Source organism: Streptomyces sp. NPDC057287, assembly GCF_042667905.1.
Taxonomy (GTDB): Bacteria; Actinomycetota; Actinomycetes; order Streptomycetales; family Streptomycetaceae; genus Streptomyces.
Genome location: NZ_JBHUYV010000022.1, coordinates 120,427 through 141,368, shown reverse-complemented (window position 1 = coordinate 141,368; position 20,942 = coordinate 120,427). Strand labels below are relative to the sequence as shown.

The window sequence follows — 20,942 nt, the reverse complement described above, 5'->3', positions numbered from 1 at the left end:
TTTCCCTTTCCGGCGAGTCCGACTCTATCAGATCCTTTCGGGCCTGATTCCCAGTCAGCGGGAGTCGCCTTCCCGGCCCTTGGGCCGTTCCGACGAGTGAGACTTTAGCGGAATCCCCGGCCCCGACGCTAATCGGGCCACCTTCGAACGCTGATTCCTCATTTCGCACGTGCGCACGTAAAAAGACGCGACAGAGGTCGCTCGTTTCAAGTGGTTACTGCGGAATGGCTGTCCGGGGACCGACCGGGGTCGGCGCTCACGTCGGACAACTCGGAGCACACTACGGATCGGGTCAGGACGTGTCAACCCCCCTCCGGCCCGCCCCTGTCATGGAAGGCCAGCCTGTAGTCGCGGGGGCTGGTGGCCAGGTGTGTCGCGAAGTGCTGGCGCATGGTGACCTCGCTGCCGAACCCGGCCCTTCGTGCCACTTCCGGGAGGGCCAGGTCGGTTCTCTCCAGGAGCTTCTGGGCTGCGGCGATGCGCTGCGTGATCAGCCAGCGCATCGGTGTCGTACCTGTGGTCGCCTGGAAACGGCGGGCGAAGGTCCGGGCCGACATGCCGGCCCGGGCCGCCAGCCCCGCCACCGTGTGCGGTTCGGCCAGACGGGTCAGCGCGTAGGCGCGGGCTTCGGCGAGTGCGTCCGCGTCACGGTCGGCGCGGGGTGTGGGGTGCTCGATGAACTGCGCCTGGGTCCCGGTACGGAACGGAGCCGTGACCATCGAACGCGCGATCGTCGCCGCCGCTTCGGCCCCATGGGTGGTCCGCACCAGATGGAGGCAGAGGTCGATCCCGGCCGCGGTGCCGGCCGAGGTCCAGATGTTGTCCTCGTGCAGGAAGAGGGCGTCACGCATCACGGTCACTCTCGGATGCCGCGTCCTGAGCAGCTCGGTGAGGTTCCAGTGCGTGACGGCCCTTCTGCCGTCCAGGAGTCCGGCCTGGGCGAGGGTGAAGGCCCCGCCGCAGAGCGCGGCGAGCGGCGTGCCCCGCTCGTGGGCGCGGCGCAGGGCGTCGAGCACCGGCTCGGGCGCGGGCGTCACGTGGTCGTCGAGGCCGGGGACCACGATCAGGTCCGCGCCGGTGAGCCAGGCCAGTGTCCGGTCGGGTGTGAGCGACAGCCCGCCGCGGAGGGGGACGGGGGCCGGGTCGCTCGCGACACGGCGCAGCTCGAAGGCCGGGACGCCGCGGTCGGTGCGGTCCACCCCCCAGACCTCGGTGATGACCGAGACGTCGAAGGCGCGTACGCCCGGGAAGGCGACCAGGGCGATGCGGCCGGGGCGGTTCGGTGGCACGGTCACCGTGGCAGTAAAGCATCGATCGATGACTTTCCCGCCTCTGGGAACGGGCGCCCGCCGGAAGGAGAGTGGGACGCATGGAGATCGCGGAGAACGCAGCGCTTGTGGTCGTCGACGTGCAGCAGGGATTCGAGGAGGAGGCGTACTGGGGGCCGCGCAACAATCCGGAGGCCGATCGGAACATCGAGGGCCTGATCGACGCCTGGCAGGAGAGCGGCCGGCCCGTCGTCTTCGTACGGCACGACTCGCCGAAGCCGGATTCGCCCCTGCGGGAGGGGTATGCGGGGAACGCGTTCAAGAAGTACGTCGAGGAGCGGCGAGGAAAGGGCCGGGGGCCGGAGCTGTTCCTGACGAAGTCGGTGAACTCCGCCTTCTACGGGACACCCGATCTGGATGCCTGGCTGCGCGAGGCCGGAGTGCGGCAGGTCGTGGTGGCGGGGATCCAGACCAACATGTGCGCGGAGACGACGGCGCGCATGGGCGGCAATCTCGGCTACGAGGTGTTCTTCGCCTTCGACGCGACGTACACCTTCGACCAGACGGGCCCGTGGGGCTGGAGGCTGAGTGCCGAGGAGCTGGCCCGGGCCACCGCCGTGACGCTGCACGGCGGTGGGTTCGCGAAGGTGGTGCGCAGCGAGGAGCTGGTGGCCGCGGTGAAGTAGCCGGGCCGTTGCGGGCGGGGGCCGGTCAGCCGTTGCCGGTGGCCAGCTCTCGGCTGCGGTCGCGGGCGGCTTCGAGTGCGGCGATGAGCGCGGCCCGTACGCCGTGGTTCTCCAGCTCGCGGATGGCGCTGATGGTCGTACCGGCCGGGCTGGTGACGGCCTCGCGGAGCTTGACCGGGTGTTCGCCGCTGTCCCGGAGCATGACCGCGGCGCCGATGGCGGCCTGGACGATCAGGTCGTGGGCCCGGGCGCGGGGCAGGCCGAGCAGGATGCCCGCGTCGGTCATGGCCTCGACGAGGAAGTAGAAGTAGGCGGGTCCCGAGCCGGACAGCGCGGTGGCCGCGTCCTGCTGCGACTCGGGCATGCGGGCGGTCTTGCCGACGCCTCCGAAGATCGCCTCGGCGTGGTCGAGGTGCTCGGCGGTGGCGTGGCCGCCCGCCGAGATGACGGACATGCCCTCGTCCACGAGGACGGGGGTGTTCGGCATGACGCGTACGACCGGGATCCCCTCGGCGAGCCGCTCCTCGATGAAGCCGGTCGTGATGCCGGCGGCGGCGCTGATGACGAGGCGGTCGGCGGCGATGTGGGGGGCCAGCTCGTCGAGGAGCGTGCCCATGTCCTGGGGCTTGACCGCGAGGATGAGGATGTCGGCGCTCTTCGCGGCCTCCGCGTTGGTGACCGTCCGGACGCCGTAGCGGGTGCGGAGCTCCTCGGCGCGCTCGGAGCGGCGGGTGGTCACCAGCAGGTCGGCGGCCCGCCAGCCTGCCCGGATCATGCCGCTGAGGAGTGCCTCGCCGATCTTGCCGGTGCCGAGGACTGCGACTGTCTGGGTCATGCGGTTCATCCTCCGGGTGTCGCTGCGCGTGCTCGGTGCGTGTCGTGGCCGCCATCCTCGCACCGCGTCCTCAGGTGGTGCGGCGACGGAGGGTGGCGGCGCCCAGGCAGAGGACGAGCAGGGCAGAGCCGGCGACGATCAGGATGTCGCGGTAGAAGTCGGCGGTGATGTCGGTGTGCGCGAGGACCTGGTTCATCCCGTCCACGGCGTACGACATGGGCAGGACGTCGGAGACGGCTTCCAGGACCGGCTGCATCTGGTCGCGCGGGGTGAACAGCCCGCAGAGCACCAGCTGCGGGAAGATCACGGCGGGCATGAACTGGACGGCCTGGAATTCGGAGGCGGCGAAGGCCGAGACGAACAGGCCGAGCGCCGTGCCGAGAAGCGCGTCGAGCAGGGCGACGAGGAGCAGCAGCCAGGGGGAGCCGACGACGTCCAGGCCGAGCACCCAGACGGACATCGCGGTGGCCAGGACCGACTGGGCGACGGCGACGGCGCCGAAGGCCAGCGCGTATCCGGCGATCAGGTCGCCCTTGCCCAGAGGCATCGCGAGCAGACGTTCGAGGGTGCCGGAGGTGCGTTCGCGGAGGGTGGCGATCGAGGTCACCAGGAACATCGTGATCAGCGGGAAGATGCCGAGCAGTGAAGCGCCGATGGAGTCGAAGGTCCGCGGATCGCCGTCGAAGACGTACCGCAGCAGCGTGATCATCAGGACCGGGACGATCAGCAGCAGCGCGATGGTGCGGGGGTCGTGGCGGAGCTGGCGCAGGACGCGTCCGGAGGTGGCGAGGGTCCTGGCCGGGGAGAGCGCGGGGGCGTCGGTGGTCATCGGGTGGTCTCCTGGCGGGCGGCGGCTTCCTCGGCGGAGGCTTCGTCCACGAGGTGGAGGAAGGCCTCTTCGACGGTGGCGGAGCCGGTACGGGTGCGGAGGGCTTCGGGGGTGTCGTCGGCGAGGATCCCGCCGTCGCGCATGAGCAGCAGCCGGTGGCAGCGTTCGGCCTCGTCCATCACGTGGGAGGAGACGAGGATCGTGGTGCCCCGGTCGGCGGCGAGGGTGTGGAAGAGGTTCCACAGATCGCGGCGCAGCACGGGGTCGAGGCCGACGGTGGGCTCGTCGAGGACCAGGAGCTCGGGGGTGCCGAGCAGGGCGACGGCGAGGGAGACGCGGCTGAGCTGGCCGCCGGAGAGGTTGCCTGCGAGGGCGTCGGCGTGGCTGGTGAGGTCGACGTCGCCGATGGCGCGGACGACGGCTTCCTCCCGCAGGGCGCGGTGCGCGCGGCCCGGCCGCAGCACGGCCGCGAAGTAGTCCAGGTTCTGCCGGACGGTGAGGTCGGTGTAGACGGACGGGGCCTGGGTGACGTATCCGACGCGCGGCCGCAGGGACGGGTGGCCCGCGGGGCGGCCGAGGACGTCGAGCGTTCCCGTGACCTTGGCCTGGGTGCCGACGACGGCCCGCATGAGCGTGGACTTCCCGCAGCCGGACGGGCCGAGGAGGCCGGTGATCCTGCCGGGCTCGACGGTGAAGTCGAGCCCGCGCAGGACCGTGCGGTCTCCCCGTACGACGGTGAGGGCGCGGGCGTCGACGGCGGTCGTGCCCCCGGTGCGCGGGATATTCATCATGTGATGAATATCGACGCTGCCGAGGCCCGGCGTCAAGGGACGCGGCGTGTCCGGCGCGGGCGGTCAGCCGGCCAGCACGGCGAGTTCGACCACGTAGCGCTCCTCGACCACGCCGTCGGGGAACACGACGGCCAGATGTCCGCGCTCCTCGTCCAGGAAGCGGCGCGTGGACCCGGCGTCGGCGCCCCCGCGCACGAGGAAGGCGGAGTGGGTGGCGAGGTTGGCGAGGTGCGTGTCGACCGGCACCGTCCGGGACCAGGGGACCAGCCGTCGCGCGAAGTCGCCGGACAGGGTCCCCAGGTTCCGCGAACCGGAGGCCCCCGGCGTGCCGTGGGCCCCGTCGCCGGCACCGAGGTGACGGCGCAGCCGCCGGTCCTGCTCGGCGATCCAGCCCGCGGAGTCGTCCGATACGTTCCACCAGAGCGCCAGTGAGCCGCCGGGGCCCAGGACGCGGAGCGCCTCGGGGAGGGACGACGCGGGGTCGGTCCAGTGCCAGGACTGGGCGTAGGTGATCAGGTCGGCCGATGCGGTGGCCAGGGGAAGGCGGTTGCCGTCGCCCCGGACCACGGGGACGGACGGCAGCGACCGGTGCAGCTCCCCCGCCATGCCGGGCCCCGGCTCGACGGCCGTGACGCGGGCGCCGCGTGCGAGCAGCAGCCGGGTGGCGATGCCCGTCCCGGCACCGACGTCGACGGCGCGGGCGCCGTGCAGCGGGCGGCCGGCCAGCTCCTCGACGGCGTCCAGGAGTGCGGGCGGGTAGCTGGGACGGTTCGCGGCGTACTGGGCCGCTGCGCCGTCGAACGACAGGGCGCGGGGTGTGGTGGCAGACATGGGTTCATGCTGCATCCGGACGGGCCCGCGCGGGCGGGATCGCAGCAGCTGCCCCGGTGTCCGGAGCGGCCGCCCGGGTCCGGAGGGTGTTACCCGCGTCCGGAGCGCTTGCCCTTGGCGCTCCTGCGGGCCGCCGGGTTGCCCGTCCGGGACGAACGGCGCTTCGCGTACTGGGCGAGCGCCGTCTCGTACTCGGTACGCCGCAGCTTCTCGCCCGGTGCCTCCCGGAAGGAGCGGATGAAGTAGGCGAGGAGCGAGCCGATGAAGCCGATCGACTTGAGGCCGCGCAGCCTGTCCTCGGCGGACGGGTCGGCAGGGCGGCGCGTGAAGCCGTCCCAGGTCCTGCGGAAGGCGATGGCGCTGCAGACCGCGAACATCAGCACGACGAGCATGCCGACCAGGCTGCCGACCTCGGCGATCTCCAGGCCCTGGTAGGCGAAGCGCAGGACGAAGCACGAGGCGACGGCCGCGACGAGCGATCCGGCGGTGACGCCCGCGCGCCGCAGCCCGTACCCACCGTCGTGGTCGACCCAGGTCGTGCCGAAGAAACGGAGGGGTTCGGGCCGCGGCCCCGGCGTGGTGCTGCCGCCCGAAGGCGCGGCCGAGGGCGTTCCTGGGGCTTCGCTGTTCTCGCTCACGGAACCGATTGTCCCAGGACGCGCGGCGGTGCCGTCGGCGGCGGCACGGGACAGGCTGCCGCCGAGGGCGGAATCGTCAGTCGCAGCGCGGGGCGATGTAGCCGTCGCTGCCGGTCTTGACGTAGGCGTCCGAGACGAACTGGCCGTTGGCGATGTTGTCCCAGAGGTTCGACGTGCCGTACGGGCCGGACACCCGCTCCCCCGGCTTCTGGCAGTACACCGGGACGCTCATCCCGTACGGCAGCGTGCGGACGATCCCGTACTGCGTGCCCGGTCCCCGGCGGACGTTGACGCGGTAGCCGGGAGCGATCGGATAGACGACGGTGCCCGCGGCGAGCGTCGTCACCTCCTCCGCGGCGACCGTGGCGGTGTCCGTGGTGACCGTGGTGACAGCGTTCTCTTCAACACCCATGAGGGCCTCCCCCGTTGAAAGCGATGCGTGTGACGCGCAGGCTAACAAGCCCCACGGTCCTCGCACGCACCATCGACTAGGCTCCGTGCGTCGCGCTTGCGCACGAACACACGGGGGTGGGCGATGCCGCCGCTGCGAGGGACCGGATCACATCCGGAAGCGGAGCATCCTGAGTACGCCGGGCAGTACCGGCTCGAGGCATGTCTCGGCGCGGGCGGCATGGGTGTCGTACACCTGGCGCGCTCCGCGTCCGGGCTGCAGCTCGCGGTGAAGGTGGTGCATCGCCAGCACGCGGCGGACCCCGAGTTCAGGGCCCGTTTCCGGCAGGAGGTCGCCGCTGCCCGGCGGGTCAGCGGGGCGTTCACCGCCCCGGTGGTGGATGCCGATCCGGCGGCCGCGCTGCCCTGGATGGCCACCCTGTACGTCCCAGGCCCCACGCTCTCCGCACAGGTGAAGCGGAACGGGCCGATGAGCCCCGCCGAGCTGCGCAGGCTCACGGCCGGACTCGCCGAGGCGCTGCGCGACATCCACCGGGCCGGCGTCATCCACCGGGACCTCAAGCCGAGCAACGTGCTGCTCCCCGACTCCGGGCCCAAGGTCATCGACTTCGGGATCTCCCGGCCGTACGACAGTGATCTGCGCACCGAGACGGGCAAGCTGATCGGCTCGCCGCCGTACATGGCGCCCGAGCAGTTCCAGCGGCCCCGTGAGGTCGGGCCGGCCGCCGACGTGTTCGCGCTCGGGGCGGTGCTGGTCCACGCGGCGACGGGCCGGGGGCCCTTCGACTCGGACAGCCCGTATCTCGTGGCCTACCAGGTGGTGCACGACGAGGCCGATCTGGCCGGGGTGCCCGCGGACCTCGCGCCCCTGATCGGGCGGTGCCTGGCCAAGGACCCCGGAGAGCGGCCCACCCCGGACGAGATCATGGGCGCGCTGCATCCTCCGTCGTACGAGGCCGCTGCCTTCATCCCGGTGCAGCGCAGGCCGGTCGCCGCCGAGTCGGTGGAGCCGGCCGAGGGGACCACGCACGTGCGGGCGGCGGGCGGGCTGCTGCCGTCCGTGCCGGAGCCGGCGAAGGGCCGCCGGACGCGACTGCGGCTCGTGGTTCCGGCCCTGGTGCTGGTGCTGGTGGCCGGAGGACTCTGGGCGGCCTCTGCCTGGGGCGGCTCCGGCGCGCCCCAGGGGAAGTCCGGTCCGCCGAAGGAGCACACGACGGCCTTCGTGCCGTGGGAGACACCGCTGCCGTCGCGAAGCGGCTCGACCCCGTCGTGCACCACGGGAGCCGGTAGGGAACCGGGGCTGTACTGCGTCTCCGCCGGCTACGGCACGGCGCGGCTGGATCCGTCGGACGGCCGGATCGTCTGGTCGCACCGGGACACGGCGTCCCAAGGAGCCGCTCCCCGGGGAGGGCTGTCCGGGAGTGCGGCCTACACCGTCGTGGCGGACGAGGAACTCCGGGCGTACGCCCCCAGCACGGGCACGCGGCTCTGGCACACGGATCTCTCCGCGTATCTCGACGCGCCCCTACCGGCGGGCGGCGTCCTGCTGGCGGTCCGCCAGGACGGGACGCTCCAGGCACTCGACGCGGAGACCGGCGAATCCCGTTGGCGGCGGGCCCTCCCGGGACACGAACATCCGGGCTACGGCCTGTACGACGCCGGGACCGGGCTCGCCTACGCGTACGAGAGTTCGGCGCAGGGGACCAGCACGCTCGTCACGGCAGTCGAGGCGGAGACCGGTGACACCGCCTGGCAGCGCCGGCTGGACGGGCTGCTCACCCCGGCCGGGACGTCGGACGGGGCGCTCCTGCTGACCTCCATGAACGAGAAGGCCCAGACCACCGGGCTCGTCCGCTACGACCCGGTGTCACGCAGCGCGGCCCGCACCACGCTGCCCTTCCGGATGAACGGACCGGAGACCGTGGTGGACGGGGGCACCGCCCTGCTGCTGGAGCGTGGCGGAACCCTGCTGGCCGTCGACGTCCGTCCGGGCGCCGGGCGGGCCGAGCGGTGGCGGCTGGAGACGGCCGTCGGGACGACCTCTCCACCGGTCCTCGGAGCGGGCAGCCGGCTCTACTTCTCGGCGGCCGACGGGAGGCTGCTCGCCGTCGACACGGAGCGCGGGACCCTGCTGGGCCAGACGCGCCCCAGGCTGAGGGCGGGAAAGCTCAGCCACGCCTCCTCGCTGCCGGCCCCCGTGGTCGTGGGCCGGGGCGTCATCGGGACCGCTCCGGACGGTTCGGTCTTCACCGTCGACGCGGACGACCCCGCCACCTGGTGAGACCAGGGACGGGGCCGTCCGTGAGCGATGCGGGTCAGCCGAGCTTGGAGACGTCGCGGACCGCGCCCTTGTCCGCGCTGGTCGCCATCGCCGCGTACGCGCGCAGCGCCTGGGAGACCTTCCGCTCGCGGTTCTTCGGCGCGTACACGCCGTTCAGCGCCTCCCGGCGGGTGGCCAGCTCGGCGTCGGGGACGAGGAGCTCGATCGAGCGGTTCGGGATGTCGATCCGGATCCGGTCGCCCTCCTCGACGAGAGCGATCGTGCCGCCGGACGCCGCCTCGGGCGACGCGTGACCGATGGACAGGCCCGACGTACCGCCGGAGAAGCGGCCGTCGGTGACGAGCGCGCAGGTCTTGCCGAGCCCGCGGCCCTTCAGGAACGACGTCGGGTAGAGCATCTCCTGCATACCGGGGCCGCCCTTGGGGCCCTCGTAGCGGATGACGATGACATCGCCGTGCGTGATCTCCTTGCGGAGGATCTTGTCGACGGCGTCCTCCTGCGACTCGCAGACGACGGCCGGTCCCTCGAAGGTCCAGATCGACTCGTCGACGCCCGCCGTCTTCACGACGCAGCCGTCCACGGCGAGGTTGCCCTTGAGGACCGCCAGGCCGCCGTCCTTGGAGTAGGCGTGCTCCATGTCGCGGATGCAGCCTCCGGCCGCGTCCGTGTCGAGGCTGTCCCAGCGCTCGGACTGCGAGAAGGCGGTCGCGCTGCGGACGCAGCCCGGGGCGGCGTACCAGAGCTCCACGGCCTCGGGGGCCGGGGAGCCGCCGCGGACGTCCCAGTTCTTCAGCCACTCGTCGAGGCTGCCGGAGTGGACCGCGTGCACACCTTCGTTGAGCAGCCCGCCGCGGTGCAGCTCGCCGAGGAGGGCGGGGATGCCGCCCGCGCGGTGCACGTCCTCCATGTAGTACGTGCCGCCGGGCGCCACGTTCGGGGCGACCTTGGCGAGGCAGGGGACGCGGCGGGAGATCTCGTTCATCTCGTCGAGGCCGAAGTCCAGCTCGGCCTCCTGGGCCGCGGCCAGCAGGTGGAGGATCGTGTTGGTGGAGCCGCCCATCGCGATGTCGAGGGCCATGGCGTTCTCGAAGGCCTCGCGGGTGGCGATGCTGCGGGGCAGGACGGAGTGGTCGTCCTCCTCGTAGTGGCGCTTGGTGATCTCGACGATCGTGCGGCCGGCGTTCTCGTACAGCGCCCTGCGGGCGGTGTGGGTGGCGAGGACCGAGCCGTTGCCCGGAAGGGCCAGGCCGATCGCTTCGGCGAGGCAGTTCATCGAGTTGGCGGTGAACATGCCCGAACAGCTGCCACAGGTCGGGCAGGCGTTCTCCTCGATACGGAGGATGTCCGCGTCGGAGATCTTGTCGTTGACGGCGTCCGAGATCGCGTCGACGAGGTCGAGGGTGCGGACCGTCCCGTCGACCAGCGTGGTCTTGCCGGCCTCCATCGGACCGCCGGAGACGAACACCACGGGGATGTTGAGGCGCATCGCGGCCATCAGCATGCCGGGGGTGATCTTGTCGCAGTTGGAGATGCAGATCAGGGCGTCGGCACAGTGGGCCTCGACCATGTACTCGACGCTGTCCGCGATGAGGTCCCGGGACGGGAGGCTGTAGAGCATCCCGCCGTGCCCCATGGCGATGCCGTCGTCCACCGCGATCGTGTTGAACTCACGGGGCACCGCGCCCGCGGCCTTGATCGCCTCGGAGACGATCCGGCCGACAGGGGCGAGGTGGGTGTGCCCGGGCACGAACTCGGTGAAGGAGTTGGCCACCGCGATGATCGGCTTGCCGATGTCCTCGCTGGCTACGCCGGACGCCCGCATAAGGGCGCGGGCGCCCGCCATGTTGCGGCCGTGGGTGACAGTGCGGGACCTCAGCTGGGGCATCGTCTCTCGCTCCTTCGACAGAAAAGACTCTCCCCGAGCGTACGCCCCGGCTCCACGATCTGGACACTCCGTCCGGAATGCGGGACAAAGCGACCGGTGGGTGGGCGCTCCCGCGGCCCTCGCCGGGGCGCGGACGGAGCCGGCTACTCCGTCAGATAGCGCTGAAGGGTGGGTGCCACCATCGCGATGATCTTCTCGGGATCCGCGGAAGCCAGCGGCTCCGCCTGGATCACGTACCGCAGGATCGCGATACCGATCATGTGCGAGGCCGCCAGCTCGGCGCGGAAGGTCGGCTCGGGCACGTCCAGCTCCGCCGCGATCCGCTCCAGCAGCCGGCGCAGCACGAAGCCGCGCAGCACCTTCGCCGCCGCCTCGTGCGTGAGTGCCGAGCGGACGATCGCCAGCAGGGGCGCCCGTGACACCGGGTTCTCCCACACGCCGATGAAGTACCGGGCCAGCCGCTCCCCCATGCCGTCCGCGGGCCCGTCGAGGATCTCGGGGAGGACCAGCGCCGGCTCGAAGGAGACCTCGACCGCGGCGGCGAAGACCTCGTCCTTCGTACCGAAGTAGTGGTGGACCAGGGCGGCGTCGACGTCCGCCTCCCTGGCGATGCCCCGGATCGACGTCCTGTCGTAGCCGCGGCGGGCGAACTCCGCGCGGGCCGCCTCCAGGATGCGGGTCCTGGCGTCGGGGCCGGCGGCGCCCGGCGTGCGCGAGGGCCGGCCCCTGCGCCGGGGGGCGGGGCCGTCGGAGCCGGAGGTCACTGGCGGGGCGCCTGCGCCGAGGACGCCAGGTGCAGCCGGGTGTAGGCGAGCGCCTCCGCGAGATCGGCCTCGCGTTCGGCCGACGACATGGCGCGGCGGGTGTTGACCTCGATGACCACGTGGCCCTCGAAGCCGGTGCGGGCCAGCCGCTCCAGGAGTTCCGCGCAGGGCTGGTCGCCCCGGCCGGGCACCAGGTGCTCGTCCTTGCCGGAGCCCTTGCCGTCGGCGAGGTGGACGTGGGCGAGCCGGTCGCCCATCCGGTCCACCATGGCCAGGCTGTCGGTGCGGGCGGTCGAGGTGTGCGAGAGGTCCACGGTGAAGTGCCGGTAGTCGTCGTTGCTGACGTCCCAGGCAGGGGCGTACGCGAGCATCTCGCGGTCCCGGTAGCGCCACGGGTACATGTTCTCCACGGCGAAGCGCACGTCGGTCTCGTCCGCCATGCGCCAGATTCCGGAGACGAAGTCGCGGGCGTAGTTGCGCTGCCACCGGAACGGCGGATGGACGACCACCGTCGACGCGCCGAGCTTCTCCGCCGCGGCCCTGGCCCGCTGGAGCTTCACCCACGGGTCGGTGGACCAGACCCGCTGGGTGATCAGCAGACAGGGCGCGTGCACGGCCAGGATCGGCACCTGGTGGTAGTCCGACAGCCGCTTCAACGCCTCGATGTCCTGGCTGACGGGATCGGTCCAGACCATGACCTCGACACCGTCGTAGCCCAGGCGCGCAGCGATCTCGAAGGCCGTCGCCGTGGACTCCGGATAGACGGAGGCCGTCGACAGGGCGACCTTCGCATCCGGGATGCGCACCACTGGTTCTGCCACGTGGACAGGGTACGGGCCGCGCCGCGCGTCGCCGAGGGAGCCCGGCTGAAAGTGAGAAGGACCATGAGGGGCGGGCACCGGGATCAGGCCAGGGCCGCCTGCTCCGTCGGCAGGTGGTCGAGGCGGCGCAGGATGACTCCCTCCCGCAGCGCCCAGGGGCAGATCTCCAGCTCCTCCACCCCGAACAGATCCATCGCCCCCTCGGCCACGAGGGCCCCCGCGAGGAGCTGCGCGGCACGCCCCTCGGTGACCCCCGGCAGGTTCCCGCGCTGCTCGACGGTCATCGCCGACAGCTTCGGCACCCACTCCTCCAGTGCTTTGCGGGTGAGGACGCGCTGTACGTACAGCCCCTCGGCGGAGCGGGCGGCGCCCGAGATCCTGGCGAGCTGCCGGAACGTCTTGGAGGTCCCGACGACGTGGTCGGGCGGCCCGAGCCGGGTGAACTCTCCGACCGTACGTGCGATGCCGGCGCGGACGTGGCGGCGCAGCGCCCGTACGTCCGTCGGGTCCGGCGGGTCGCCCGGGAGCCACCCGGCGGTGAGGCGGCCGGCGCCGAACGGCAGCGACACCGCGGCGTCGGGCTCCTCGTCCATCCCGTAGCCGACCTCCAGCGAACCCCCGCCGATGTCCAGGACCAGCAGCTTCCCGGCCGACCATCCGAACCAGCGGCGGGCGGCCAGGAAGGTCAGCCGGGCCTCCTCCTCACCGCTGAGGACGGCCAGGGCCACCCCGGTCTCGTCCCGCACGCGCGCCAGCACCTGGTCCGCGTTGCCGGCCTCGCGCACGGCCGAGGTGGCGAAGGCCAGCACGTCCTCGCAGCCCTTGTCCTCGGCGGCCTGGAGGGCGTCGGCGATCGTCGTCACGAGGCGGTCCACGCCCTCGGGACCGATCGCCCCGTCCGTGTCGAGGAGTTCGGCGAGCCGCAGCTCCGCCTTGTGCGAGTGCGCGGGCAGCGGGCGCGCGCCGGGGTGCGCGTCGACGACCAGCAGATGCACCGTGTTCGACCCCACGTCGAGGACTCCGAGTCTCATACGGGAACGCTACTGCGGCTTACTCTGGGCAGGTGCCAAAGACGAAAAAGGCGAAGCCGGACAAAGCCACGAAGAAGCAGCAGAAGACGAAGCAGGAGATGCAGCGGCCGGAAGCAGCGGGGCCGGGCGGGCCCGACGAGCAGGAGCTCGACTTCGCGCGGGCCTGGGTCGAATTCCCCGACCCCACCGACGACGAGCAGATCTACCGCTGCGACCTGACCTGGCTCACGTCCAGGTGGAACTGCATCTTCGGCAGCGGCTGCCAGGGCATCCAGGCCGGCCGCGCCGACGACGGCTGCTGCACGCTGGGCGCGCACTTCTCGGACAAGGACGACGAGAAGCGGGTGGCCGGGCACGTCGCACGGCTCACACCGGAGCTCTGGCAGTTCCACGACGTCGGGACGAAGACGGGCTGGGTCGGCGTCGACGAGGACGGCGAGCGCCAGACGCGGCGCTGGGAGGGCTCCTGCATCTTCCAGAACCGCCCCGGGTTCGAGGGCGGCGTGGGCTGCTCGCTGCACATCCTGGCCCTCCGGGAGGGCAAGGAGCCGCTGGAGACCAAGCCGGACGTGTGCTGGCAGCTGCCGGTCCGCCGTACGTACGACTGGATCGAACGGCCCGACGACACGCGCGTGCTCCAGATCTCCATCGGGGAGTACGACCGGCGGGGCTGGGGTCCCGGCGGTCACGACCTGCACTGGTGGTGCACGTCGGCGACCTCCGCGCACGGGGCCGGCGACCCGGTCTACGTGTCCTACCGCCCCGAGCTCACCGAGATGATGGGCAAGGAGGCGTACGACCGGCTGGCCGAGCTGTGCGAGCAGCGGCTGGCGTCGCTGCTCCCGATGGCGCCGCACCCGGCCGATCCGGCCTGAGGCGCGGTCCGGCCCCGGCACTCCACGACGGCGGCCCGGTGCCCGGCGGACGAACGTTCCGCCGGGCACCGGGCCGCCGTCCGTGTCAGCCCGCCGGGCCGGACGGCTCGCCCGGGGCCGTCGAAGGGGCGGGCGCCGTCGGGTCGCCGGACGGCGACGGTGTGGGGCCGGGAGAGCCCGGGGTCTCCGTCGGAGGGTCCGACGGCGTGGGGGTCGGGTCCGGCGGCCCGGTGGGCCCCGTGGGCTCCGGGGTGGGGTCCGTCGGCGGGGGCGGGGAGGACGGTGTGGGGCTCGGGGACCCGGGCGACGGGTCCGGTGACGGCTCCGGGCTTCCGGGGCGTGGGGCCGTGGCGCCGTGGCCGGTGATCGCGACCGCGGATCCCGACGGGGCGAGCACGACGCGGGCCCTCCACGGGCCCCGGGGCTCGGCCGCGTGGTCCACGGACACCTGGAGGGTGGTGCTCCGGCCGGCGGCGAGGGTGCCGGACGAGCGGCTGAGGTGCAGCCACGGGGCGTCCGCCCGGGCCGACCAGGCGACCGCCTCGTCACCGGTCGCGGTCAGGACGATCGTCGTACGGCTGCCCGCCGAACGGACCGAGACCGAGAGCGCGCCCCCGTCGGGTCCGGGGCCGACGCTGACGACCTCGGCCGACACGTCCGGGTTCCGTACACCGTCCGTGAAGCCTCCGTCGCCCTCGGGGCGGGCGTTGCCCGCGTTCTCGTAGTGGTCGTACGGATCGCCGTCGGGGACGGGATCGTCTTCCACGTCCGTGGCGGTGACCGCGGTGTCCCGGCCCTCACCGGTCAGCGGGGCGCCCCGGTACGCCACCCACAGGGCGATCACCGGAGCGGCGACGACCGTCGCCACGACCGTCGTCGTCACGACCCGGGAGCGCAGCCTGTCCCGGCGCGCGGCACGGTCCTTGGGGTCCAGCGGGAAGCCCGTCCTGCCGAAGCGCGGGGCCCCGGAGCGGGACCGCCTGGCGTGCGTCAGGGCGACGCGCACGGAGGGGCGGGGCGCCTCGACGACCGGCAGGACCGCGACCGGGGCGACGGTCGCGCCGGGCCACGGCCCGGAGGCACCGGCCCGCTCGGCGGCGCTGCGGCAGCGGGGGCAGTCGTCGACGTGCCGGACGAGCTCCCGGCGCAGGACCGCCGAGAGCAGCACCTGATGGGCGCCGGTGAGCCGCGCGACGGCGGGGCAGTTGCCCTTCTCCACGACGGCGAGGGCGGCGCGGGTCCGCTCCACTTCGCAGGCCGCGCCCGCCAGCAGTTCGCGCGCGTCGGCGGGATCGAGGCCGAGGACCGCGGCGACCGCGCGCGGTGTGAGCCCGTGGCGCACGGCCAGCTCCAGCGCCTCGCGCTGCTCGGGGGTGGTGCCGGCGGCCTCGGGCCAGGCCAGCTTCGCGAGCTCACGCCGACGCGCCTCGGCCACCGGGGACTCCGTGGGACAGCCGGGGCCGGCGGCTTCCTCCGGCGTCCCGTGGACTCCCCGGTGGCCGGACGCACGGACCCCCTCGCGCGGCGCGGCACCCCGTGGGACGGGCGTGCGCCGGTGCGCCTGACGGCCCCGCCGCTGCTCGGTGAGCGCCCGCAGGCACGCCCACCTGGCCAGGGCGTACAGCCAGGATTTACGTTCCTCCTCGGCCTGGGGGCACCGGCCGTCCTGCCGCTCGGCGATCGCCAGCACCGAGCCAAGCGCCTCGGTGGCCGCCTCGTGGTCGCAGAGCACCGAGAGACAGTAGGTGAACAGGCCGTCGAGATACGGCTCGTAACGTGCGGGCGAACGCTGCGCCGAAGGGCGGGCCTCGCGGCGGTGCGCCCGGTGTGCGCCGGTGGTGTGCGTAGGGGGCTGCAGCCTGCTGCTCGTCACGTGGCGACCGTAGGCAGACAGGGCTGGAACACAGACGGCACTTTCCTACATTTAATCCTTACGGGTGACCGTCTCCCTCGAAAGGGGACAGGAATCCCATATTCCACCGGAAATACCGCATCGGGCACATGTTCGACTCCCGCGCCCGCGGCCGGTGCTGTCAGACCTCGCCTATACGGTGGCGCCATGGCTGCCCGTACGAAATCCGCGAAGGACCGGCCGTCCTACCGCTGCACCGAATGCGGCTGGACGACCGCCAAATGGCTCGGCCGCTGCCCGGAGTGCCAGGCCTGGGGGACGGTCGAGGAGTTCGGCGGCGCCCCCGCGATCCGGACGACGGCGGCAGGCCGTGTCTCCACCGCCGCCCTGCCGATCGGCCAGGTCGACAGCCGGCAGGCCACCGCGCGCTCGACCGGGGTCGGCGAGCTGGACCGGGTGCTCGGCGGCGGCCTCGTGCCGGGCGCCGTGGTGCTGCTCGCGGGCGAGCCGGGCGTCGGCAAGTCGACCCTGCTGCTGGACGTGGCGGCCAAGGCGGCGAGCGACGACCACCGCACCCTCTACGTCACGGCCGAGGAGTCCGCCAGTCAGGTGCGGATGCGGGCGGACCGGATCCGGGCGATCAACGACCACCTCTATCTGGCTGCCGAGACCGACCTCTCCGCGGTCCTGGGGCATCTGGACGCGGTCAAGCCGTCCCTCCTCGTCCTCGACTCCGTGCAGACCGTCGCCTCACCGGAGATCGACGGTGCGCCCGGCGGCATGGCACAGGTCCGCGAGGTCGCGGGAGCGCTCATCCGCGCCTCCAAGGAGCGCGGCATGTCGACGCTCCTGGTGGGCCATGTGACCAAGGACGGCGCGATCGCCGGACCGCGGCTCCTGGAACACCTCGTCGACGTGGTGCTGTCCTTCGAGGGCGACCGGCACGCACGCCTCCGGCTCGTACGGGGTGTCAAGAACCGCTACGGCGCCACGGACGAGGTCGGCTGCTTCGAGCTGCACGACGAGGGCATCACCGGCCTGGCCGACCCCTCCGGGCTCTTCCTCACCCGCCGTGACGAGCCGGTTCCCGGCACCTGCCTCACGGTCACGCTGGAGGGCAAGCGTCCGCTCGTCGCCGAGGTCCAGGCGCTGACGGTCGATTCCCAGATCCCCTCCCCCCGGCGCACCACCTCGGGCCTGGAGACCTCGCGGGTCTCGATGATGCTGGCCGTTCTGGAGCAGCGCGGCCGGATCAGCGCGCTCGGCAAGCGGGACATCTACAGCGCGACAGTGGGCGGCGTGAAGCTCACCGAGCCGGCCGCGGACCTCGCGATCGCCCTGGCGCTGGCCAGTGCGGCCAGCGACACACCGCTCCCGAAAAACCTGGTCGCGATCGGCGAAGTGGGCCTTGCCGGGGAGGTCAGAAGGGTGACGGGGGTCCAGCGCAGGCTCGCGGAGGCGTACCGTCTCGGGTTCAAGCACGCCCTGGTCCCGAGGGACCCGGGACAGGTCCCGGCCGGTATGAAGGTCACGGAAGTGGCCGACATGGGCGACGCCCTGAGAGTCCTCCCCCGCCGGTCTCGGCCGGACGGACCACAGGAGGACGGCGCACGCCGGTAGACTTTGCCCTGGTCTCGCCCGCCCGTACGAACGGTATGAGGGACGCAAGGGCACCGCAAACCTGTGACCGGAGGAGTGCAGTGGCAGCCAACGACCGGGCAGCATCGCCCGGAAAGTCCGGCCAAGGCACGGGTAACGAGGCGCTGATGCGCGCCTCGTTGAGCGCGGTCGCGCCCGGAACGGCCCTCCGCGACGGCCTGGAGCGCATCCTCCGGGGCAACACCGGCGGCCTGATCGTTCTCGGCATGGACAGAACCGTCGAATCCATGTGTACCGGCGGCTTCGTGCTCGACGTGGATTTCGCCGCGACGCGCCTGCGTGAACTGTGCAAGCTGGACGGCGCGATGATCCTCGACAAGGACATGACCAAGATCCTGCGGGCCGGCGTCCAGCTGGTCCCGGACGCCTCCATCCCCACCGAGGAGACGGGCACCCGTCACCGCACGGCGGACCGCGTGTCCAAGGCGTGCGGTTTCCCGGTGGTCTCGGTCTCCCAGTCGATGCGCCTGATCGCGCTCTACGTCGACGGCGAACGGCGGGTCCTGGAGGAGTCCTCCGCGATCCTGTCCCGCGCCAACCAGGCGCTCGCCACCCTGGAGCGGTACAAGCTCAGGCTGGACGAGGTCGCCGGGACGCTCTCCGCACTGGAGATCGAGGACCTGGTGACCGTCCGGGACGTGGCGGCGGTCTCGCAGCGGCTGGAGATGGTGCGCCTCATCGCGACCGAGATCGCCGAGTACGTGGTGGAGCTGGGCACCGACGGGCGCCTCCTGTCGCTCCAGCTGGACGAGTTGATCGCGGGTGTCGAGCCCGAGCGGGAGCTGGTCGTGCGCGACTACGTGCCCGAGCCGACCGCGAAGCGGTCCCGCACGGTGGCGGAGGCGCTGGCCGAGCTGGACACGCTCACCCACACCGAGCTGCTCGAACTGCCCGTGGTGGCACGGGCGCTGGGATACAGCGGCTCACCCGAGACGCTGGACTCGGCGGTCTCCCCTCGGGGCTACCGGCTGCTGGCGAAGGTGCCGCGGCTGCCCGGGGCGATCATCGAGCGGCTGGTGGAGCACTTCGGCGGCCTGCAGAAGCTGCTCGCCGCGAGCGTGGACGACCTCCAGGCCGTGGACGGAGTCGGCGAGGCCCGGGCCCGGAGCGTGCGCGAGGGGCTCTCGCGGCTCGCGGAGTCGTCGATCCTCGAGCGGTACGTCTAGAGCGGTACGTCTAGAGCGGACGTCCGGGGCGGTACGTCCGGAGCGGACGCCTCGGAGCAGTGAGGCCGGGGCCGGACGCCTCGGAGCCGTACGTCCGGAGCGGACGCCTCGGAGCAGTGAGGCCGGGGCGCCCGTACGTCCGGGCGGCGCCATGGATGCCCTCCCGGACCTCGTGAGGGTGCCCCCGGAGGGCCTCTCCGGGGCATCCGTCTCAGAGGCATCCGTCTTCGAGGCGCCCCTGCGGGCAGCTCCGGCAGGTCAGTCCTTGGCCAGGACGAACGAGGCCCGCTGGACGGTCTCGCCCGGGACCTTCGCCTCCAGCAGATAGGTCCCCGGGGCGGCGGTGCCGGTGGGCGGTGTCGCGCACCGGGGCGCGCTCCCCTTTCGGTCCCACTCCACCGTGTGCACGACCGTCGCTCCCGCCGGGACCCTCAGGAAGTAGGCGCCGCCCTTCGGGCAGTCCTCGGAGGACCACAGCTCCTCGTCGTCCTCACCGGCTTCGGTGATCGTGAGCACGGCGCTCTTCGGGCCGAAGTCGGCCTTGCAGTCGGAAGCCGAGGTGTTCCTGGCACTCAGCCGGAACTCCGGCTTGTCGTCGGGGCCGTAGCTGAGACTCGTCTTCAGGCTCAACTGGAGCACGGCGGGCGTGCAGTTGGGGAGCGAGGATCCGGCCGGTACCTGTTGGCCGGCCGTCCCGCCCCCGGTGCTCGTACCCGCCGACGCGGTGCCACCGGCTCCCGCGCCACCCGAACCGGACGCGCCACCCGAACCGGCGTCCCCGCCGGTTCCCGCGGAGCCCCCGCCCGCGCCGGTGCCGGCGCCGGGGTCGTCCGACTCGTCGCGTCCGCCGGGAGGTTGGCCGACGACCGGGCCGGAACTCGAAGGTCCGGGAGTGATGGACGGAGGGGGCGCGGAGTCCCCGGGCTTCCCGTCGTCCTTCCCGCCGCCGCTGCCGCCCCCTGAGGTGACGGCCCACGCGATCACGGCCGCGAGCAGCGCGATCACCAGCACCGCCACTGATCTCCGACGCCAGTAGATGCTGGAGGGAAGCGGCCCGACCGGATTGCGCATAGATCCCACGGCCCGAACTCTACGAGAGATCAAGGCCAACTCCGGCCCCCAACCGCCGCTCTGATCGACAAGTTTTCCGGATCATCATCACGGAGCGGCCGTTCCCGGGCGCTTCCAACCGCTTTGCACCGACTCGGACATCGTCCGCCCCGTACGAAGGGACAGAACGGGTGGCGTTATCACCCCCTGAGCCCTCGACCGGGCCGACACCCCCGCAGCCGTGCGCGACTCCCCCTCTTCCGTGCCAGGATCGTAGGTGCGATGACTGCCACGACTTCGACACAGACGCCCCCCGCCTCCCTCCATACCCCCGTCATCGGGTGGTTCGAGCAGCACGCCCGCGATCTGCCCTGGCGCCGCCCCGAAGCGGGTGCCTGGGGTGTGATGGTGAGCGAGTTCATGCTGCAGCAGACCCCGGTGAACCGAGTCCTCCCGGTCTACGAACAGTGGGTGGCCCGCTGGCCGCGCCCCGCGGACCTGGCCGCCGACGCGCCGGGAGAGGCGGTCCGCGCCTGGGGCCGCCTCGGCTACCCGCGGCGCGCGCTCCGGCTGCACGGAGCCGCGCAGGCGATAACGGAACGTCACGGGGGCGACGTGCCGAGCGAGCACGGTCAGTTGCTCGCACTGCCCGGGATCGGGGAGTACACTGCCGCGGCCGTGGCCTCGTTCGCGTACGGGCAGCGTCATGCCGTGCTCGACACGAACGTCCGCAGGGTGTTCGCCCGGGCCGCCACCGGCATCCAGTACCCGCCGAACGCGACCACCGCGGCCGAGCGCAAGCTCGCCCGCGCACTGCTCCCCGAGGAGGACGAGCGCGCCGCCCGCTGGGCGGCGGCCACGATGGAACTCGGCGCACTCGTGTGCACCGCGAAGAACGAGGACTGCACGCGCTGCCCGATCGCCGGACAGTGCGCCTGGCGGCTGGCCGGAAAGCCGGCCCACCAGGGGCCGCCGCGCCGTGGCCAGACCTACGCCGGCACCGACCGGCAGGTCCGCGGGCGGCTGCTCGCGGTGCTGCGCGACGCGGTCACACCGGTGCCGCAGTCCGCGCTGGACTCTGTGTGGGAGGAGCCGGTGCAGCGGGCGCGCGCCCTGGACGGGCTCGTCGCCGACGGCCTGGTCGAGCCCCTGGCGAACGGCCGGTACCGGCTTCCGCTGACCTGACGGCGCACCGGCGGGCTGTCCACCGGCTGTTACACAACCGATGGACAGCCGTGCGTCCGCGTACGGCTGCTCCGCACACCCTCG

Annotated in this window: 19 protein-coding genes; 6 read left to right on the top strand and 13 right to left on the bottom strand. The window is 72.5% G+C overall.

Going from position 1 to position 20,942, the window contains the following annotated elements; all coding sequences use genetic code 11:
• Window positions 1-302: 302 nt before the first annotated feature.
• On the bottom strand, window positions 303-1,295 hold the full coding sequence (locus ACFUNE_RS32650) for a GlxA family transcriptional regulator (RefSeq protein ID WP_383575479.1): 993 nt from the start codon (window positions 1,293-1,295) through the stop codon (window positions 303-305).
• Window positions 1,296-1,369: 74 nt separating this feature from the next.
• Here ACFUNE_RS32650 and ACFUNE_RS32645 point away from each other — a divergent pair, with 74 nt between their 5' ends.
• Window positions 1,370-1,954 carry a cysteine hydrolase family protein gene (locus tag ACFUNE_RS32645; protein WP_383575477.1) on the top strand — a complete coding sequence of 195 codons (585 nt, stop codon included), beginning with the start codon at window positions 1,370-1,372 and terminating at the stop codon, window positions 1,952-1,954.
• Between the two features lie 25 nt (window positions 1,955-1,979).
• Here the strand turns inward: ACFUNE_RS32645 and proC are convergent, their stop codons facing one another.
• The 6 genes from proC to ACFUNE_RS32615 form a co-directional block, all read right to left on the bottom strand.
• Window positions 1,980-2,789, bottom strand: coding sequence for a pyrroline-5-carboxylate reductase (gene proC, locus ACFUNE_RS32640; RefSeq protein ID WP_383575475.1), 810 nt, complete (start codon window positions 2,787-2,789; stop codon window positions 1,980-1,982).
• A 70-nt stretch (window positions 2,790-2,859) separates the two neighbouring features.
• Window positions 2,860-3,618: an ABC transporter permease gene (locus ACFUNE_RS32635; protein WP_383575473.1), complete on the bottom strand. Its 759-nt coding sequence runs from the start codon at window positions 3,616-3,618 to the stop codon at window positions 2,860-2,862.
• Window positions 3,615-4,409, bottom strand: coding sequence for an ABC transporter ATP-binding protein (locus ACFUNE_RS32630; RefSeq protein WP_383575471.1), 795 nt, complete (start codon window positions 4,407-4,409; stop codon window positions 3,615-3,617). The genes ACFUNE_RS32635 and ACFUNE_RS32630 overlap by 4 nt, the downstream gene beginning before the upstream one ends.
• Window positions 4,410-4,472: 63 nt before the next feature.
• Complete coding sequence (locus tag ACFUNE_RS32625) at window positions 4,473-5,240, bottom strand: class I SAM-dependent methyltransferase (RefSeq protein WP_383575470.1); 768 nt, start codon at window positions 5,238-5,240, stop codon at window positions 4,473-4,475.
• Between the two features lie 89 nt (window positions 5,241-5,329).
• A complete protein-coding gene (locus ACFUNE_RS32620) occupies window positions 5,330-5,878 on the bottom strand; it encodes a hypothetical protein (protein ID WP_383575468.1) in 549 nt (182 codons plus the stop codon).
• A gap of 76 nt (window positions 5,879-5,954) precedes the next feature.
• Window positions 5,955-6,290 (bottom strand): SH3 domain-containing protein, encoded by a 336-nt coding sequence (locus tag ACFUNE_RS32615; RefSeq protein WP_383575466.1) that lies wholly within the window; start codon window positions 6,288-6,290, stop codon window positions 5,955-5,957.
• 123 nt (window positions 6,291-6,413) lie between these two features.
• Here ACFUNE_RS32615 and ACFUNE_RS32610 point away from each other — a divergent pair, with 123 nt between their 5' ends.
• Window positions 6,414-8,570, top strand: a complete 2,157-nt coding sequence (locus ACFUNE_RS32610) for a serine/threonine-protein kinase (protein WP_383575495.1) — start codon at window positions 6,414-6,416, stop codon at window positions 8,568-8,570.
• A 34-nt stretch (window positions 8,571-8,604) separates the two neighbouring features.
• On the opposite strand, the gene ilvD is transcribed toward ACFUNE_RS32610, so the two are convergent.
• The 4 genes from ilvD to ACFUNE_RS32590 all read right to left on the bottom strand — a co-directional run bounded on the left by ilvD (window position 8,605) and on the right by ACFUNE_RS32590 (window position 13,071).
• Entirely contained in the window at window positions 8,605-10,455 is a 1,851-nt protein-coding gene (ilvD, locus tag ACFUNE_RS32605) for a dihydroxy-acid dehydratase (RefSeq protein ID WP_383575464.1), read from the bottom strand.
• Between the two features lie 143 nt (window positions 10,456-10,598).
• Window positions 10,599-11,219, bottom strand: a complete 621-nt coding sequence (locus tag ACFUNE_RS32600; RefSeq protein ID WP_383575462.1) for a TetR family transcriptional regulator — start codon at window positions 11,217-11,219, stop codon at window positions 10,599-10,601.
• A complete protein-coding gene (locus ACFUNE_RS32595; RefSeq protein ID WP_383575460.1) occupies window positions 11,216-12,040 on the bottom strand; it encodes a sugar phosphate isomerase/epimerase family protein in 825 nt (274 codons plus the stop codon). Before ACFUNE_RS32595 ends, ACFUNE_RS32600 begins: the two co-directional genes overlap by 4 nt.
• 83 nt (window positions 12,041-12,123) lie before the next feature.
• Window positions 12,124-13,071, bottom strand: a complete 948-nt coding sequence (locus tag ACFUNE_RS32590) for a Ppx/GppA family phosphatase (RefSeq protein ID WP_383575458.1) — start codon at window positions 13,069-13,071, stop codon at window positions 12,124-12,126.
• Window positions 13,072-13,103: 32 nt separating this feature from the next.
• On the opposite strand from ACFUNE_RS32590, the gene ACFUNE_RS32585 reads away from it, so the two are divergent.
• Entirely contained in the window at window positions 13,104-13,946 is an 843-nt protein-coding gene (locus ACFUNE_RS32585; protein WP_383575456.1) for a hypothetical protein, read from the top strand.
• A gap of 85 nt (window positions 13,947-14,031) precedes the next feature.
• Here the strand turns inward: ACFUNE_RS32585 and ACFUNE_RS32580 are convergent, their stop codons facing one another.
• Window positions 14,032-15,819, bottom strand: coding sequence for a hypothetical protein (locus tag ACFUNE_RS32580; protein ID WP_383575454.1), 1,788 nt, complete (start codon window positions 15,817-15,819; stop codon window positions 14,032-14,034).
• A gap of 186 nt (window positions 15,820-16,005) precedes the next feature.
• On the opposite strand from ACFUNE_RS32580, the gene radA reads away from it, so the two are divergent.
• The gene (gene radA, locus ACFUNE_RS32575) at window positions 16,006-17,418 is read left to right on the top strand and encodes a DNA repair protein RadA (RefSeq protein ID WP_383575452.1); all 1,413 of its coding nucleotides are present in this window, start codon (window positions 16,006-16,008) and stop codon (window positions 17,416-17,418) included.
• A gap of 80 nt (window positions 17,419-17,498) precedes the next feature.
• On the top strand, window positions 17,499-18,623 hold the full coding sequence (disA, locus tag ACFUNE_RS32570) for a DNA integrity scanning diadenylate cyclase DisA (protein ID WP_383575450.1): 1,125 nt from the start codon (window positions 17,499-17,501) through the stop codon (window positions 18,621-18,623).
• Between the two features lie 258 nt (window positions 18,624-18,881).
• Here the strand turns inward: disA and ACFUNE_RS32565 are convergent, their stop codons facing one another.
• Window positions 18,882-19,694, bottom strand: coding sequence for a hypothetical protein (locus tag ACFUNE_RS32565; protein ID WP_383575493.1), 813 nt, complete (start codon window positions 19,692-19,694; stop codon window positions 18,882-18,884).
• Window positions 19,695-19,955: 261 nt separating this feature from the next.
• Between ACFUNE_RS32565 and ACFUNE_RS32560 the strand changes: the two genes are divergently transcribed.
• Window positions 19,956-20,858, top strand: coding sequence for an A/G-specific adenine glycosylase (locus ACFUNE_RS32560; protein WP_383575448.1), 903 nt, complete (start codon window positions 19,956-19,958; stop codon window positions 20,856-20,858).
• The last annotated feature ends 84 nt before the right edge of the window (window positions 20,859-20,942 follow it).

Coding starts and splice junctions, on each gene's coding strand:
- ACFUNE_RS32645 (WP_383575477.1), top strand. CDS start 1,370: ATGGAGATCGCGGAGAACGCAGCGCTTGTGGTCGTCGACGTGCAGCAG.
- proC (WP_383575475.1), bottom strand. CDS start 2,789: ATGACCCAGACAGTCGCAGTCCTCGGCACCGGCAAGATCGGCGAGGCA.
- ACFUNE_RS32635 (WP_383575473.1), bottom strand. CDS start 3,618: ATGACCACCGACGCCCCCGCGCTCTCCCCGGCCAGGACCCTCGCCACC.
- ACFUNE_RS32630 (WP_383575471.1), bottom strand. CDS start 4,409: ATGATGAATATCCCGCGCACCGGGGGCACGACCGCCGTCGACGCCCGC.
- ACFUNE_RS32625 (WP_383575470.1), bottom strand. CDS start 5,240: ATGTCTGCCACCACACCCCGCGCCCTGTCGTTCGACGGCGCAGCGGCC.
- ACFUNE_RS32615 (WP_383575466.1), bottom strand. CDS start 6,290: ATGGGTGTTGAAGAGAACGCTGTCACCACGGTCACCACGGACACCGCC.
- ACFUNE_RS32610 (WP_383575495.1), top strand. CDS start 6,414: ATGCCGCCGCTGCGAGGGACCGGATCACATCCGGAAGCGGAGCATCCT.
- ilvD (WP_383575464.1), bottom strand. CDS start 10,455: ATGCCCCAGCTGAGGTCCCGCACTGTCACCCACGGCCGCAACATGGCG.
- ACFUNE_RS32590 (WP_383575458.1), bottom strand. CDS start 13,071: ATGAGACTCGGAGTCCTCGACGTGGGGTCGAACACGGTGCATCTGCTG.
- radA (WP_383575452.1), top strand. CDS start 16,006: ATGGCTGCCCGTACGAAATCCGCGAAGGACCGGCCGTCCTACCGCTGC.
- ACFUNE_RS32565 (WP_383575493.1), bottom strand. CDS start 19,694: ATGCGCAATCCGGTCGGGCCGCTTCCCTCCAGCATCTACTGGCGTCGG.
- ACFUNE_RS32560 (WP_383575448.1), top strand. CDS start 19,956: ATGACTGCCACGACTTCGACACAGACGCCCCCCGCCTCCCTCCATACC.